Origin of the sequence: Streptomyces subrutilus, from assembly GCF_008704535.1 — a bacterium.
In the GTDB taxonomy this organism is placed as follows: Bacteria; Actinomycetota; Actinomycetes; order Streptomycetales; family Streptomycetaceae; genus Streptomyces; species Streptomyces subrutilus.
In genome coordinates this window covers 5,759,979-5,775,394 of sequence record NZ_CP023701.1, presented here as the reverse complement: position 1 = coordinate 5,775,394, position 15,416 = coordinate 5,759,979, and the positions used below count along the sequence as shown (strand labels likewise).

Here is a 15,416-nt window from a genome sequence, read left to right as displayed (position 1 = left end):
GAATCTGTCACTGCGGCCCCTCCGCCACTGCACGGTCGACATCCGCCGGGTCGAGGGCCGGTGCCCCCGCCCGCAGCCAGAGAAAGTACTCGACGTTGCCGGAGGGCCCGGGCAGCGGACTCGCGGTGACCCCGAGCACGCCCAGCCCCAGCTTCGCGGCCTGCGCGGCCACGCCCCGCACCGCCTCGGCGCGCAGCTCCGTGCTGCGCACCACACCGCCGCTCCCGAGCCGGTCCTTGCCGACCTCGAACTGCGGCTTGACCATCAGCACCAGGTCCGCGTCCGGCGCCGTGCACCGCACGAGGGCCGGCAGCACCAGGCCGATGGAGATGAAGGACAGGTCGCCGACGACGAGGTCCGCGGGGATGCCGTCGATCTGCTCGACCGTCAGCTCGCGCACGTTCGTCCGGTCCTTGACGGTGACCCGGTCGTCGCTCTGCAGCGACCAGGCGAGCTGGCCGTAGCCGACGTCCACGGCCATCACGTGGGCGACGCCGGCCCGCAGCAGCACGTCGGTGAACCCTCCGGTGGAGGCGCCCGCGTCCAGCGCGCGGCGGCCCTCGACCCGCAGCCCCAGCGGCCGGAACGCGGCCAGCGCGCCGGCGAGCTTGTGGCCGCCGCGGGAGACGTAGTCGGGGTCGCTGTCGTCCGTGCGGACCACCAGGGCCGCGCTGGTCTCCACCTGGGTCGCGGCCTTGGTCGCGGTGGTGCCGCCGACGGTCACCCGGCCCGCGGCGATCAGCTGAGCCGCGTGCTCGCGCGAGCGGGCCATGCTGCGGCGTACCAGTTCGGCGTCCAGGCGGCGGCGTGCCACTCCTGCCACGTTCGGTTCAGCTCCTGTTGTCGTGCGGACCCGGGGCGGGCGGTGCGTCCAGCGCGCTCAGCGCCTCGCGCAGCCCCTGGTGTACATCCTCGTACACCGCGAGGTGTCCGTCCGCCGTGAGGTGGTCCGCGGCCGCCAGCCCCGCCAGGTGCGCGTCCACCCCGGGGTGCCCGCTGGGGGTGCGCACGACACCGAGCGCCACGGGTCCGGCGGGCGCTCCCACCGCTTCGGGCCCGGCGGCCGAGCGGGCCTCGGCGGCCTCCGCCGGCCCGGTGGCGGGTGGGGCGGCTCCGGCCGGTTCGTCGGTCATGCCCAGACGCTACCCCGAAGCCCCCCGTGACCACGCACGGCTCTGCGGTACGGTCGTGATCACGATGGCTACGATCGAGGAGTGCCGCGAAGCACTCGACCACCTCTCCGGCAACCTCGCGAAGGCCGACGGCGACGCGCGCGGCGCGGCCGCGCTCGACCGCTCCCTGAGCTGCCACATCACCGACCTGGACCGGACGTTCACCGGCCGCCTCGACGGCGGCCGGATCAGGGTGGACGCGCTCGCCCCCGGGCCGCCCGCCGCCAAGGCCGAGATCCGGCTCGCGATGACCGGCGACGACCTGGTGGCCCTGGTCGCGGGCGAGTTGAAGTTCGCCAAGGCGTGGGCCTCCGGCCGGGTCCGGCTGGAGGCCGGCTTCCGCGACCTGCTGCGGCTCAAGAGCCTGCTCTGATCCGCTCTGATCCGCCCGCTCCCGTGAGCGGCCCCGCCGCCGACGCCCGGGCACGGTCGGGCCGGCGTACGGACGCGCACGCCGGCCCCGCGCCCGTCGCCCGGCCGCCCGGCCCGACGCTCAGGCGGTCGCGGCGGCCTTCGTACGGGCCCTGCGCGCCGCCGGGACCACCAGCGGCGTCCCCGTCTCCGGGTCCTCGATGACCTGGCAGCGCAGCCCGAACACCTTCTCCACCAGCGCGGCGGTCACCACCTCGGACGGCGGCCCCTCCGCGACGACCTCGCCGTCGCGCAGCGCGATCAGGTGCGTGGCGTAGCGGGCGGCGTGGTTCAGGTCGTGCAGCACCGCCACCAGCGTCCGCCCCTGGTTCTCGTGCAGTTCGGCGCACAGGTCCAGCACGTCGAGCTGGTGCTGGATGTCCAGGTACGTCGTCGGTTCGTCGAGCAGCAGCAGCGGGGTCTGCTGGGCGAGCGCCATCGCGATCCACACGCGCTGGCGCTGCCCGCCCGACAGTTCGTCCACCGCGCGGTCGGCCAGTTCGGCGACCCCGGTGGAGGCCATCGACTCCACGACGATCCGCTCGTCCTCCGGGGACCACTGGCGCAGCAGGCCCTGGTGCGGGTACCGGCCGCGCGAGACCAGGTCGGCGACGGTGATCCCGTCCGGCGCGATCGAGGACTGCGGGAGCAGCCCGAGGGTCTTGGCGACCTTCTTGGCCGGCATCGACCCGATGGCCTGCCCGTCCAGCAGCACCCGCCCGGACGCCGGCTTCAGCATCCGCGACAGGGCCCGCAGCAGCGTGGACTTGCCGCAGGCGTTGGGGCCCACGATCACGGTGAAGGAATGGTCGGGGATCTCCACCGACAGGTTCTCGGCGATGACCCGCTGGTCGTAGCCGAGGGTCACGTTCTGCGCGGTCAGCCGCTGCACTTGCCCACTCCTCAGGTTCATATACGTCCCGCCTTGCGCTCGGTGACGAGCAGCCAGAGCAGGTAGACACCGCCGACGAGCCCGGTGACCACACCCACCGGCATCTGGTCGGAGCCGAAGGCCCGCTGGGAGCCCCAGTCGGACGCCAGCAGCAGGACCGAGCCCATCAGTCCGGCCGTCAGCAGGTTCCCCCCGGGCGAGCGCGTCAGCCGCCGGGCCAGCTGCGGCGCGGCCAGCGCCACGAAGCTGATGGGCCCGGCGGCCGCGCTCGCCGCGGTGGTGAGCAGGATCGCCGCCACCATCAGCAGCAGCCGGGTCCGCTCGACCCGTACGCCCAGGGCGTGCGCGGCGTCGTCGCCCATCTCCATCATCCGCAGGGCCCGGCCGTGCCCGAGGATCAGCGGGAACAGGACGGCGCAGAGACCGAGCAGCGGCCACACCTGCGCCCAGTCCCGGCCCGCCAGCGAACCGGTCAGCCAGACCATCGCGCGGCCGGCCTCGGTCAGCTGGGCCTTGGTGATCAGGTACTGGACGGCCGCGACGAGCATCGCGGAGGCGCCGATGCCGACGAGCACCAGCCGGTAGCCCTGGACGCCCTTCTTGTACGCGAGCAGGTAGACGGCCGCACCGGCCAGCAGACCGCCGAGCAGTGCGCCGACGGCGACCTCGGCGGCGTCGCCGTGGAACAGGATGATGACGGCGAGCGCGCCGACCGCCGAGCCGTACCCGAAGCCGAGGAGGTCGGGCGAGCCGAGCGGATTGCGCGAGACGGACTGGAAGACGGCCCCCGACGTGCCCAGCGCGGCGCCGACGAGCAGGGCCACCACGGCGCGCGGCATCCGCAGGTCGTTGACGATGAACTCGGTGGCGGGGGTGCCGTCGCCCAGGACGGTCCGCACGACGTCCCACGGCGCGATCTCGAAGTCGCCGGTGCCCACGAGCAGGACGGACAGGGCCAGGGCCGCGGCGGCGAGCACCGCCCCGACGACCAGCGCGCGCCGTTCGACGCGCAGCGACGTCCCGCCGGGCAGGCGCAGCGGCCGGGGGCCGGAGCGGCCGGGCCGCGCCGGATCCCGACGGCCCGCCGGGTCGGCGGCCCCCGCCGGTTGCCGGCGCTCCGCCCGGTCCTGATGCACGTTCGCGGTCACAGCTGGGCCATCCTCTTGCGCCGAACCAGGTAGATGAAGACGGGGCCGCCGACGAGCGCGGTCACGATGCCGACCTGGAGTTCGGCGGGCCGGGTGACGATGCGGCCGACGACGTCGGCGCCGAGCAGCAGGACGGGCGACAGCACGGCCGAGTACGCGAGCACCCAGCGCATGTCCGGCCCGGTGAAGGCCCGTACGAGGTGCGGGATCATCAGCCCGACGAAGACGATGGGCCCGCAGGCCGCGGTCGCCGCCCCGCACAGCAGGGTGATGGCGAGCACGGCGACGATCCTGGTCCGGGTCAGGTGGGCGCCGAGCGCCCGGGCCGTGTCGTCGCCCATGGCCATGGCGTTGAGCGGCCGGCCGAGGGTCAGCGCGAGCAGCGCGCCGACCAGCAGGAAGGGGGCCACCTGCCGGACGGTGTCCATGGTGGCCGAGGAGAGCGAACCGACCGTCCAGAAGCGCAGCTTGTCCAGCGCCTTGCTGTCCATCAGCTGCACCGCGTTGATGTAGCCGAGCAGGGCCGCGCTGGCGGCGGTACCGGCGAGCGCGAGCCGAACGGGGGTGGCGCTGCGGCTGCCGCCGAGGACGTACACGACGACCGAGACGACGGCCGCGCCGAGGAAGGCCCACCACACGAACTCGTTCAGGGAGTTCGCGCCGAAGAAGCTGATCGCGGAGACCACGGCGGCCGCGGCGCCGGCGTTGACGCCGAGGATGCCGGGCTCGGCGAGCGGGTTGCGGGTCAGCGCCTGCATCACCGCACCGGACAGGCCGAGGCCGAGGCCGACCATCAGCCCGAGCAGGGTGCGGGGCACGCGCAGGTCCCGCACCACCACGTCGGAGGGGGTCCCCGCGTAGTGGAAGAGACCGTGCCAGACCTCTTCGAGGGCCATCTGCTTGGCACCCACGGCGATGCTGAGCAGCGCGATCAGCGCGAGCACCACGAGGGCGGCGAACAGACCGGCGGCGCGGGCGCCGTGGCGCGGACGGGCGACGGCGCCCGCGGACCGTCCGCGTGCCGTACCCGGTTCGGATTCTGGGGGACTCTCGACCAACACGCAGGTTAGGTTAGCCTACCCTGCTACTTGTTCGAGCCCTCCGTTCGACCGCCCGCACCGGCCCTCCCACCCCTCAGAGCTCCAGCCGGGCCAGCGCCTTCTCCGCGTCCAGCGTGCCGGCCCCGTCGCCCGCCTCGCTCCAGGCCGCCGCACACAGCGCCCGCAGCCCGTCGACCGGGTCGGCGTCCGCGGCCCGCGCCGGCTCCGTCCGCAGCTCCAACACCCCGTCCTCCACCAGCGCGCTCCATCCGCCGCACGCCCACGCGCCGTCCTCCTCGCGCACCTCCGGCTGCCCGGTCAGCAGGCCGCGCAGGTCCCGGTCCACATAGGTCGGCCGGTGCCGGGGCTCGGCCCGCAGCAACCGGGCGGCGTCCGTCACCCCGGTCAGCACCAGCAGCGAGTCGACCTCGCCGTTGAACGCCCCCTCGATGTCGGTGTCCAGCCGGTCCCCGACCACCAACGGCCGCTTCGCCCCGGTCCGCAGCACGGTCTCCCGGTGCATCGGCGTCTGCGGCTTGCCCGCCACCTGCGGCTCCGCGCCCGTGGCGATCCGCACGACCTCCACCGCCGCCCCGTTGCCCGGACCGATCCCCCGCGCGCCCGGGATCGTCAGGTCGGTGTTGGACGCGAACCACGGCACCCCGCGGTTGATCGCGTACGCGGCCTCGGCGAACCGCGCCCACTCCAGCCCGGGCCCCCCGTATCCCTGGACGACCGCCGCGAGCCCCTCCTCGTCGGCCGAGTCCACCGGCTCCAGCCCGCGCTCGCGCAGCGCGACCCGCAGCCCCTCCCCGCCGATCACCAGCACCTTCGAACCCGTCGCCACCTGCTCCGAGATCAACCGGGCCACCGCCTGCGCCGAGGTGATCACCTCGCCCGCCTCGGTCGGGATGCCCAGCTCGCCCAGGTGCTCCGCCACCGCGTCCGGGGTGCGCAGCGCGTTGTTGGTGACGTACGCGAGGTGCATGCCGTCCGCGCGGGCCGCCGCGAGGGAGTCCACGGCGTGCGCGATGGCCTCACCGCCCGCGTACACCACCCCGTCGAGGTCGAGCAGGGCCGTGTCGTACGCCTGGTGCAGACTCCGCTCGCTCGCCGCGGGACTGGTCCTGCTCTGCCGGGTCATCCTGTCCGCTCCTCATACGATCGATCTTGTGTGACATGTGCTCGTCCCCCGATCATCCCGCATCCCGAGACGGGTCTTACCATGCACCAATGACCACACCTGGCAACGCTGACCACGGGCTGCGCCTGCTCCCGTTCCATGGCCTGCGCTACGTTCCGGAGCGGGTCGGCAGCCTGGCCGCCGTCACCTCGCCCCCGTACGACGTGGTCGTACGCCCGGACGGAGTCGACCACCTCGAATCCGCCGACCCGCACAACATCGTGCGTCTGATCCTGCCCCAGGCCGGCACCCCGGCCGCCCGCAACGACCAGGCCGCACGCGCGCTGCGCACATGGATCGCCGAAGGCGTCCTCGGCACCGACCCCGAGCCGGCGCTGTACGTGTACGAACAACGCCGGGCCGGCGTGCTGCAGCGGGGCCTCATCGGCGCCCTCGCCCTCTCCCCCGCCGACGCCGGCATCGTCCTGCCGCACGAGGACGTCATGCCCGACGTCGTCGCGGACCGGGCCGGCTTGATGCGGGCCACCTCGGCCAACCTCGAACCGCTCCTCCTCACCTACCGCGGCGACGACCCCGGCACGGGCGCGGCCGCGGTCGTCGAGCGGACGGCCGGCCGCGCGCCGCTGCTGTCGACCACCACCGAGGACGGCTTCCAGCACCGGCTGTGGGCGATCACCGACCCGGACGACCTGGCCACCGTCACCGCCGACCTGGGGCACCGCCAGGCGCTCATCGCCGACGGCCACCACCGCTGGGCCACCTACCTGCGCCTCCAGAAGGAGCACGCCTCCCCCACCCCGTGGGACTTCGGCCTGGTCCTCCTCGTGGACACCGCCCGCTACCCCCTCCAGGTCCGCGCCATCCACCGGATGCTGCGCCGCCTGCCGGTGGCCGACGCCCTCGCAGCCCTCGACGGCCACTTCCGGGTGCGCACCGTCGACGGACCGCTGCCCCTCGCCGTGGAGGCCCTGGCGGACGCCGCCGAACGCGGCAACGCCTTCCTCCTCACCGGCGACGGCCGCTTCCACCTGGTGACCGACCCCGACCAGGCCCTCCTGGACCGCACGGTGCGCCGCGACCGTCCGGAGGCGTGGCGCCGACTGGACGCCACGGTGCTGCACGAGACCCTGCTCGACGGACTCTGGAATGTCCCGGACACCCCGGAGCACATCACCTACATACACGACACCCCGTCCACGGTCGCCATGGCCGAGCGCCACAACGGCACCGCCGTCCTGCTGCACCCGGTACGCGAGGAAGTCGTCCGCGACCTGGCCCGCCAGGGCGTCACCATGCCCCGCAAGTCCACCTCGTTCGGCCCGAAGCCGGCCACGGGCCTGGTCCTGCGCGGGATGGTCTGACCGCTCCGCAGCCGGCTCCGGAAACGCGGAAGGGCGGTACCCCGACCGGGGTACCGCCCTTCTCACGTCATGCGTCAGGCCTTGTCGCGGCCCGTTTCCCGCTCGTCGTCGCCGGCCGCGGACTGCTCCAGCGGCTCGTACTCGTCGTCGTCCTCGTCGTAGTACTCGGCCACGTCGGTGGCGCGCTCGGCGGCGGCCACCTCGGCCGCGTCCTGCTCGTCGTCCTCGTCGTCATCGTCGTCATCGAGGTCGTCCTCGACGTCGGCGTCGTCCTCGGCATCCGTGTCCACGTCGACGTCACCATCGGCGTCGCCGTGCTCGACGGCGGCGTCGACGAACTCGACCCCGTCGATCTCGGCGAGACGGTCGGAGGCGTCCGTCGCCCCGTCCTTGTCCGCCTCCAGCGTCTTGCCGAACCACTCGCGCGCCTCGTCCTCACGACCGGCCGCCAGCAGGGCGTCGGCGTAGGCGTACCGCAGGCGCGCGGTCCAGGGCTGGACGGAACTGGAGGCCAGCTCCGGGCTCTGCAGGGTGACGATGGCGGCTTCGAGCTGCCCCTGGTCCCGACGGGCACCGGCGGCGACCAGACGCATCTCGACCTGGCCGGCCTTGTCCAGCTTCTGCACCTCGGGCTCGCCGGCCATGGCCAACGCCCGCTCCGGCCGGCCGAGACCGCGCTCGCAGTCGGCCATCACGGGCCACAGCTCGACGGAGCCGGTCATGCGCTTGGCGGCACGGAACTCGGCGAGCGCCTCGCTGTACTTCTGCGTGGCGTACGCGGCGAAACCGGCGGCCTCGCGGACCGCGGCGACGCGGGAGGCCAGGCGCAGGGCGATGCGCGCGTACGCGTAGGCCTGCTCCGGCTCGTCGTCGATCAGCCGCGCGACCATGACCAGGTTCTTGGAGACTTCCTCGGCCAGGCCCTTGGGCAGGCTCAGGAGCTCCTGACGGACGTCGGAGTCGATCTCGAAGCCCGTGACGTCGTCGTCGATCGGCAGCCGCTTGACCGGGTCGCGGTCCGCACGGAAGTCGCGGTCGCCACCCCGGTCGTCACGCCCACGGTAGCCGCCCCGGTCGTCATCGCGACGCGGGTACGAGGGACGGTCGCCACCGCGGTCGTCACGACGCGGGTAGGACGGACGGTCACCCGAGGGACGGCCACCGCGGTCGTCGTCACGACGGAACGAGGGACGGTCGCCACCCCGGTCGTCCCGGCGCGGGTACGAGGGGCGGTCGCCACCGCGGTCGTCGCGACGGAAACCGCCGCCACCACCGGAGGGACGGCCACCCCGGTCGTCATCGCGACGCGGGTAGGACGGACGGTCGCCACCGCGGTCGTCACGACGCGGGTAGGAGGGACGGTCGCCCGAGGGACGGCCGCCACGGTCATCGTCACGACGGAACGAGGGACGGTCGCCACCCCGGTCGTCACGACGCGGGTAGGACGGACGGTCACCGCCACGGTCGTCACGACCGCCGCGGAACCCACCACGGTCGTCATCACGGCGCGGGTACGAGGGACGGTCGCCACCGCGGTCGTCACGACGCGGGTAGGAGGGACGGTCGCCCGAAGGACGGCCGCCACGGTCGTCGTCACGACGGAACGAAGGACGGCCACCCCGGTCGTCATCGCGACGCGGGTAGGACGGACGGTCCCCGCCGCGGTCGTCACGACGCGGGTAGGAGGGACGGTCGCCCGAGGGACGGCCACCACGGTCATCGTCACGGCGCGGGAAGCTCGGACGGTCGCCACCGCGGTCGTCGCGACGGAAACCGCCGCCACCACCGGAGGGACGGCCCCCACGGTCGTCATCACGACGGGGGTAGGACGGACGGTCACCGCCACGGTCGTCACGACGCGGGTAGGAGGGACGGTCGCCCGAAGGACGGCCGCCACGGTCGTCGTCACGACGGAACGAAGGACGGCCACCCCGGTCGTCATCGCGACGCGGGTAGGACGGACGGTCACCGCCACGGTCGTCACGACCGCCGCGGAACCCACCACGGTCGTCATCACGGCGCGGGTACGAGGGACGGTCGCCACCCCGGTCGTCGCGACGCGGGTAGGAGGGACGGTCACCCGAGGGACGGCCACCACGGTCATCGTCACGGCGCGGGAAGCTCGGACGGTCGCCACCGCGGTCGTCGCGACGGAAACCGCCGCCACCACCGGAGGGACGGCCACCCCGGTCGTCATCGCGACGCGGGTAGGACGGACGGTCGCCACCGCGGTCGTCACGGCGGAAGCCGCCGCCACCACCGCCGGCGGGACGACCGCCTCGGTCGTCGCGACGGAACGGCGGACGGTCACCGGAACCGGCCGGCCGACCACCACGGTCGTCACGGCGGAACGGGGGACGGTCGCCGCCACGGTCGTCACGGCCCCCGCGGTAGCCGCCCCTGTCACCGCCGTCGTTGCGCCGAGGCTCGCGCTCCGGACGATCGTCGGGAGAGTTGGACATGGGTGTGACTCCTGTCTTCGGGGTACCGCTAGTCATTCTCGCGCAACCAACCCATGGCCGCGCTTCGGCAAAAGAAGCTGAAAAACAAAAAGACCCTTGGTCCAGCGTTGAACGCTGGACCAAGGGTCCTTTGAAAGATTGTTCGGCGGCGTCCTACTCTCCCACAGGGTCCCCCTGCAGTACCATCGGCGCTGAAAGGCTTAGCTTCCGGGTTCGGAATGTAACCGGGCGTTTCCCTAACGCTATGACCACCGAAACCCTATCGGTTTCGAGCGAACAAGCACACTTTGTAGTTATGTTCTAGCTCTAGAAACCAGCAACTGTTCGTTGCTTCAGAACTAACACAGTGGACGCGAGCAACTGAGGACAAGCCCTCGGCCTATTAGTACCAGTCAGCTTCACCCGTTACCGGGCTTCCACATCTGGCCTATCAACCCAGTCGTCTACTGGGAGCCTTACCCTCTCAAGGAGGTGGGAATACTCATCTTGAAGCAGGCTTCCCGCTTAGATGCTTTCAGCGGTTATCCCTCCCGAACGTAGCCAACCAGCCATGCCCTTGGCAGGACAACTGGCACACCAGAGGTTCGTCCGTCCCGGTCCTCTCGTACTAGGGACAGCCCTTCTCAATATTCCTACGCGCACAGCGGATAGGGACCGAACTGTCTCACGACGTTCTAAACCCAGCTCGCGTACCGCTTTAATGGGCGAACAGCCCAACCCTTGGGACCGACTCCAGCCCCAGGATGCGACGAGCCGACATCGAGGTGCCAAACCATCCCGTCGATATGGACTCTTGGGGAAGATCAGCCTGTTATCCCCGGGGTACCTTTTATCCGTTGAGCGACGGCGCTTCCACAAGCCACCGCCGGATCACTAGTCCCGACTTTCGTCCCTGCTCGACCCGTCGGTCTCACAGTCAAGCTCCCTTGTGCACTTACACTCAACACCTGATTGCCAACCAGGCTGAGGGAACCTTTGGGCGCCTCCGTTACTCTTTAGGAGGCAACCGCCCCAGTTAAACTACCCATCAGACACTGTCCCTGATCCGGATCACGGACCGAGGTTAGACATCCAGCACGACCAGAGTGGTATTTCAACGGCGACTCCACAACCACTGGCGTGGCTGCTTCAAAGTCTCCCACCTATCCTACACAAGCCGAACCGAACACCAATATCAAACTATAGTAAAGGTCCCGGGGTCTTTCCGTCCTGCTGCGCGAAACGAGCATCTTTACTCGTAGTGCAATTTCACCGGGCCTATGGTTGAGACAGTCGAGAAGTCGTTACGCCATTCGTGCAGGTCGGAACTTACCCGACAAGGAATTTCGCTACCTTAGGATGGTTATAGTTACCACCGCCGTTTACTGGCGCTTAAGTTCTCAGCTTCGCACACCCGAAAGTGTACTAACCGGTCCCCTTAACGTTCCAGCACCGGGCAGGCGTCAGTCCGTATACATCGCCTTACGGCTTCGCACGGACCTGTGTTTTTAGTAAACAGTCGCTTCTCGCTGGTCTCTGCGGCCACCCCCAGCTCAAGGAGCAAGTCCTCTCACCAGTGATGGCCCCCCTTCTCCCGAAGTTACGGGGGCATTTTGCCGAGTTCCTTAACCATAGTTCACCCGAACGCCTCGGTATTCTCTACCTGACCACCTGAGTCGGTTTAGGGTACGGGCCGCCATGAAACTCGCTAGAGGCTTTTCTCGACAGCATAGGATCATCCACTTCACCACAATCGGCTCGGCATCAGGTCTCAGCCTTATATGAGGGACGGATTTGCCTACCCCTCGGCCTACACCCTTACCCCGGGACTACCACCGCCCGGGCTGGACTACCTTCCTGCGTCACCCCATCGCTTACCTACTACCACCTTGGATCGGCGGCTCCACCACTTTCCTTTCCCCGAAGGGTCCGGAACGGCTTCACGGCCTTAGCATCAGAGGATTCGATATTGGGCGTTTCAAAGCGGGTACCGGAATATCAACCGGTTGTCCATCGACTACGCCTGTCGGCCTCGCCTTAGGTCCCGACTTACCCTGGGCAGATCAGCTTGACCCAGGAACCCTTAGTCAATCGGCGCACACGTTTCTCACGTGTGTATCGCTACTCATGCCTGCATTCTCACTCGTGAACCGTCCACAACTAGCTTCCGCTGCTGCTTCACCCGGCACACGACGCTCCCCTACCCATCACAACACCCGTTGGGGCTATACGCTGCAATGACACGACTTCGGCGGTACGCTTGAGCCCCGCTACATTGTCGGCGCGGAATCACTTGACCAGTGAGCTATTACGCACTCTTTCAAGGGTGGCTGCTTCTAAGCCAACCTCCTGGTTGTCTCTGCGACTCCACATCCTTTCCCACTTAGCGTACGCTTAGGGGCCTTAGTCGATGCTCTGGGCTGTTTCCCTCTCGACCATGGAGCTTATCCCCCACAGTCTCACTGCCGTGCTCTCACTTACCGGCATTCGGAGTTTGGCTAAGGTCAGTAACCCGGTAGGGCCCATCGCCTATCCAGTGCTCTACCTCCGGCAAGAAACACACGACGCTGCACCTAAATGCATTTCGGGGAGAACCAGCTATCACGGAGTTTGATTGGCCTTTCACCCCTAACCACAGGTCATCCCCCAGGTTTTCAACCCTGGTGGGTTCGGTCCTCCACGAAGTCTTACCTCCGCTTCAACCTGCCCATGGCTAGATCACTCCGCTTCGGGTCTAGAGCGTGCAACTCAATCGCCCTATTCGGACTCGCTTTCGCTACGGCTTCCCCACACGGGTTAACCTCGCTACACACCGCTAACTCGCAGGCTCATTCTTCAAAAGGCACGCAGTCACGACTGTATGTGCAAGCACATACAGCGACGCTCCCACGGCTTGTAGGCACACGGTTTCAGGTACTATTTCACTCCGCTCCCGCGGTACTTTTCACCATTCCCTCACGGTACTATCCGCTATCGGTCACCAGGGAATATTTAGGCTTAGCGGGTGGTCCCGCCAGATTCACACGGGATTTCTCGGGCCCCGTGCTACTTGGGAGATTCTTAAGCAAGCCGCTGATGTTTCGTCTACGGGGGTCTTACCCTCTACGCCGGACCTTTCGCATGTCCTTCGACTACATCAACGGTTTCTGACTCGCCGACCGGCCGGCAGACCGATCAAAAGAATTCCCACAACCCCGCATGCGCAACCCCTGCCGGGTATCACACGCATACGGTTTGGCCTCATCCGGTTTCGCTCGCCACTACTCCCGGAATCACGGTTGTTTTCTCTTCCTGCGGGTACTGAGATGTTTCACTTCCCCGCGTTCCCTCCACACTGCCTATGTGTTCAGCAGTGGGTGACAGCCCATGACGACTGCCGGGTTTCCCCATTCGGACACCCCCGGATCAAAGCTCAGTTGGCAGCTCCCCGGGGCCTATCGCGGCCTCTCACGTCCTTCATCGGTTCCTGGTGCCAAGGCATCCACCGTGCGCCCTTAAAAACTTGGCCACAGATGCTCGCGTCCACTGTGTAGTTCTCAAACAACGACCAGCCACCCATCACCCTGACCCATACAGGTCAAGTTCACTGGGGCCGGCAAGAAGACACAACCTCACGGCCGTACCTTCAGGACCCAACAACGTGCCAGACACGATCCCCCGTCAGAGAGTCACTTTCCACGCCGAAGCAGTACTTGTGATTCCATCCAGGAAACCGTGCCAAATAATCAACGTTCCACCCATGAGCTGACCGTGCAGAACATTTGTCTGCAATCGGTACTGTGCTCCTTAGAAAGGAGGTGATCCAGCCGCACCTTCCGGTACGGCTACCTTGTTACGACTTCGTCCCAATCGCCAGTCCCACCTTCGACAGCTCCCTCCCTTACGGGTTGGGCCACCGGCTTCGGGTGTTACCGACTTTCGTGACGTGACGGGCGGTGTGTACAAGGCCCGGGAACGTATTCACCGCAGCAATGCTGATCTGCGATTACTAGCAACTCCGACTTCATGGGGTCGAGTTGCAGACCCCAATCCGAACTGAGACCGGCTTTTTGAGATTCGCTCCACCTCACGGTATCGCAGCTCATTGTACCGGCCATTGTAGCACGTGTGCAGCCCAAGACATAAGGGGCATGATGACTTGACGTCGTCCCCACCTTCCTCCGAGTTGACCCCGGCGGTCTCCTGTGAGTCCCCATCACCCCGAAGGGCATGCTGGCAACACAGGACAAGGGTTGCGCTCGTTGCGGGACTTAACCCAACATCTCACGACACGAGCTGACGACAGCCATGCACCACCTGTATACCGACCACAAGGGGGGCACTATCTCTAATGCTTTCCGGTATATGTCAAGCCTTGGTAAGGTTCTTCGCGTTGCGTCGAATTAAGCCACATGCTCCGCTGCTTGTGCGGGCCCCCGTCAATTCCTTTGAGTTTTAGCCTTGCGGCCGTACTCCCCAGGCGGGGAACTTAATGCGTTAGCTGCGGCACCGACGACGTGGAATGTCGCCAACACCTAGTTCCCAACGTTTACGGCGTGGACTACCAGGGTATCTAATCCTGTTCGCTCCCCACGCTTTCGCTCCTCAGCGTCAGTAATGGCCCAGAGATCCGCCTTCGCCACCGGTGTTCCTCCTGATATCTGCGCATTTCACCGCTACACCAGGAATTCCGATCTCCCCTACCACACTCTAGCTAGCCCGTATCGAATGCAGACCCGAGGTTAAGCCTCGGGCTTTCACATCCGACGTGACAAGCCGCCTACGAGCTCTTTACGCCCAATAATTCCGGACAACGCTTGCGCCCTACGTATTACCGCGGCTGCTGGCACGTAGTTAGCCGGCGCTTCTTCTGCAGGTACCGTCACTTTCGCTTCTTCCCTGCTGAAAGAGGTTTACAACCCGAAGGCCGTCATCCCTCACGCGGCGTCGCTGCATCAGGCTTTCGCCCATTGTGCAATATTCCCCACTGCTGCCTCCCGTAGGAGTCTGGGCCGTGTCTCAGTCCCAGTGTGGCCGGTCGCCCTCTCAGGCCGGCTACCCGTCGTCGCCTTGGTGGGCCATTACCCCACCAACAAGCTGATAGGCCGCGGGCTCATCCTTCACCGCCGGAGCTTTCAACCCCTGCCCATGCAGACAGGAGTGGTATCCGGTATTAGACCCCGTTTCCAGGGCTTGTCCCAGAGTGAAGGGCAGATTGCCCACGTGTTACTCACCCGTTCGCCACTAATCCACCCCGAAGGGCTTCATCGTTCGACTTGCATGTGTTAAGCACGCCGCCAGCGTTCGTCCTGAGCCAGGATCAAACTCTCCATGAATGTTTACCCGTAATCGGGTCAACACACACTAAGAGCGGGACAACCAGGTCGGAATGAGACCGGTCATCCACAACGTCCTCGCTGTGTTTTGTCGCCTGCAAGCACACCGAAACCGGCGCCCCACAGGACTTTTTCAAAGGAACCTCATCCACCGAAATGGACGGGGTATCAACTTTTGGCGTTGATTTTTGGCACGCTGTTGAGTTCTCAAGGAACGGACGCTTCCTTCGTACTCACCCTCTCGGGCTTTCCTCCGGGCTTCGCTTCGTTCTGTTCTTGCGTTTCCGACTCTATCAGACTCTTTCGTGTCCGACTTCCTCGGCGCTTTCCAGGTTTTCGCTTTCGCGTTTCCCTTTCCAGCGATTCCAACTCTACCAGATCATTTCCGCGCCGATACCGGCTCGGATTTGAATTCGATGACCGTTGGGGGTCTGTGCCTTTCGGCGCTCCGCCACATTAACGCTTTCCCTCTGCCGCTCATAATCGAGCGGT

At 67.4% G+C, this 15,416-nt stretch carries 9 protein-coding genes, 3 rRNA genes and 1 pseudogene; 2 read left to right on the top strand and 11 right to left on the bottom strand.

The features are described 5' to 3' along the window. Positions 1–7: 7 nt before the first annotated feature. Both CP968_RS25615 and CP968_RS25610 read right to left on the bottom strand, forming a co-directional pair. Positions 8–823, bottom strand: coding sequence for a TlyA family RNA methyltransferase (locus CP968_RS25615; RefSeq protein ID WP_150520239.1), 816 nt, complete (start codon positions 821–823; stop codon positions 8–10). Positions 824–830: 7 nt separating this feature from the next. Then, positions 831–1,133 (bottom strand): hypothetical protein, encoded by a 303-nt coding sequence (locus CP968_RS25610; RefSeq protein WP_150520238.1) that lies wholly within the window; start codon positions 1,131–1,133, stop codon positions 831–833. Positions 1,134–1,197: 64 nt separating this feature from the next. Between CP968_RS25610 and CP968_RS25605 the strand changes: the two genes are divergently transcribed. Next, entirely contained in the window at positions 1,198–1,545 is a 348-nt protein-coding gene (locus tag CP968_RS25605) for an SCP2 sterol-binding domain-containing protein (protein WP_150522124.1), read from the top strand. Between the two features lie 120 nt (positions 1,546–1,665). Here the strand turns inward: CP968_RS25605 and CP968_RS25600 are convergent, their stop codons facing one another. From CP968_RS25600 to CP968_RS25585, 4 genes are all read right to left on the bottom strand, one after another. Further along, complete coding sequence (locus CP968_RS25600; RefSeq protein WP_189829241.1) at positions 1,666–2,496, bottom strand: ABC transporter ATP-binding protein; 831 nt, start codon at positions 2,494–2,496, stop codon at positions 1,666–1,668. Further along, positions 2,493–3,623, bottom strand: coding sequence for a FecCD family ABC transporter permease (locus CP968_RS25595; protein ID WP_373304151.1), 1,131 nt, complete (start codon positions 3,621–3,623; stop codon positions 2,493–2,495). The genes CP968_RS25600 and CP968_RS25595 overlap by 4 nt, the downstream gene beginning before the upstream one ends. Beyond that, positions 3,620–4,684 (bottom strand): FecCD family ABC transporter permease, encoded by a 1,065-nt coding sequence (locus CP968_RS25590; protein WP_373304152.1) that lies wholly within the window; start codon positions 4,682–4,684, stop codon positions 3,620–3,622. The genes CP968_RS25595 and CP968_RS25590 overlap by 4 nt, the downstream gene beginning before the upstream one ends. 73 nt (positions 4,685–4,757) lie before the next feature. Continuing rightward, positions 4,758–5,807 (bottom strand): HAD hydrolase-like protein, encoded by a 1,050-nt coding sequence (locus CP968_RS25585; RefSeq protein WP_150520236.1) that lies wholly within the window; start codon positions 5,805–5,807, stop codon positions 4,758–4,760. Between the two features lie 89 nt (positions 5,808–5,896). On the opposite strand from CP968_RS25585, the gene CP968_RS25580 reads away from it, so the two are divergent. Further along, on the top strand, positions 5,897–7,168 hold the full coding sequence (locus CP968_RS25580; protein ID WP_150520235.1) for a DUF1015 domain-containing protein: 1,272 nt from the start codon (positions 5,897–5,899) through the stop codon (positions 7,166–7,168). Positions 7,169–7,242: 74 nt separating this feature from the next. On the opposite strand, the gene CP968_RS25575 is transcribed toward CP968_RS25580, so the two are convergent. From CP968_RS25575 to CP968_RS25555, 5 genes and pseudogenes are all read right to left on the bottom strand, one after another. Continuing rightward, positions 7,243–8,166 (bottom strand): tetratricopeptide repeat protein, encoded by a 924-nt coding sequence (locus CP968_RS25575; RefSeq protein ID WP_189829243.1) that lies wholly within the window; start codon positions 8,164–8,166, stop codon positions 7,243–7,245. Between the two features lie 66 nt (positions 8,167–8,232). Further along, positions 8,233–9,612: pseudogene (locus tag CP968_RS25570) on the bottom strand (hypothetical protein); the annotation flags it as partial. Between the two features lie 158 nt (positions 9,613–9,770). Beyond that, positions 9,771–9,886: ribosomal RNA gene (gene rrf, locus CP968_RS25565) — 5S ribosomal RNA — on the bottom strand. Between the two features lie 106 nt (positions 9,887–9,992). Continuing rightward, positions 9,993–13,117, bottom strand: a 23S ribosomal RNA gene (locus tag CP968_RS25560). Between the two features lie 282 nt (positions 13,118–13,399). Then, positions 13,400–14,924, bottom strand: a 16S ribosomal RNA gene (locus CP968_RS25555). Together the 16S, 23S and 5S rRNA genes form the textbook arrangement of a ribosomal RNA operon. Positions 14,925–15,416 lie beyond the last annotated feature (492 nt).

Excerpts from the sequence above, each read along its gene's own strand:
- CP968_RS25610 (WP_150520238.1), bottom strand. The coding sequence starts at position 1,133 with ATGACCGACGAACCGGCCGGAGCCGCCCCACCCGCCACCGGGCCGGCG.
- CP968_RS25605 (WP_150522124.1), top strand. The coding sequence starts at position 1,198 with ATGGCTACGATCGAGGAGTGCCGCGAAGCACTCGACCACCTCTCCGGC.
- CP968_RS25600 (WP_189829241.1), bottom strand. The coding sequence starts at position 2,496 with ATGAACCTGAGGAGTGGGCAAGTGCAGCGGCTGACCGCGCAGAACGTG.
- CP968_RS25585 (WP_150520236.1), bottom strand. The coding sequence starts at position 5,807 with ATGACCCGGCAGAGCAGGACCAGTCCCGCGGCGAGCGAGCGGAGTCTG.
- CP968_RS25580 (WP_150520235.1), top strand. The coding sequence starts at position 5,897 with ATGACCACACCTGGCAACGCTGACCACGGGCTGCGCCTGCTCCCGTTC.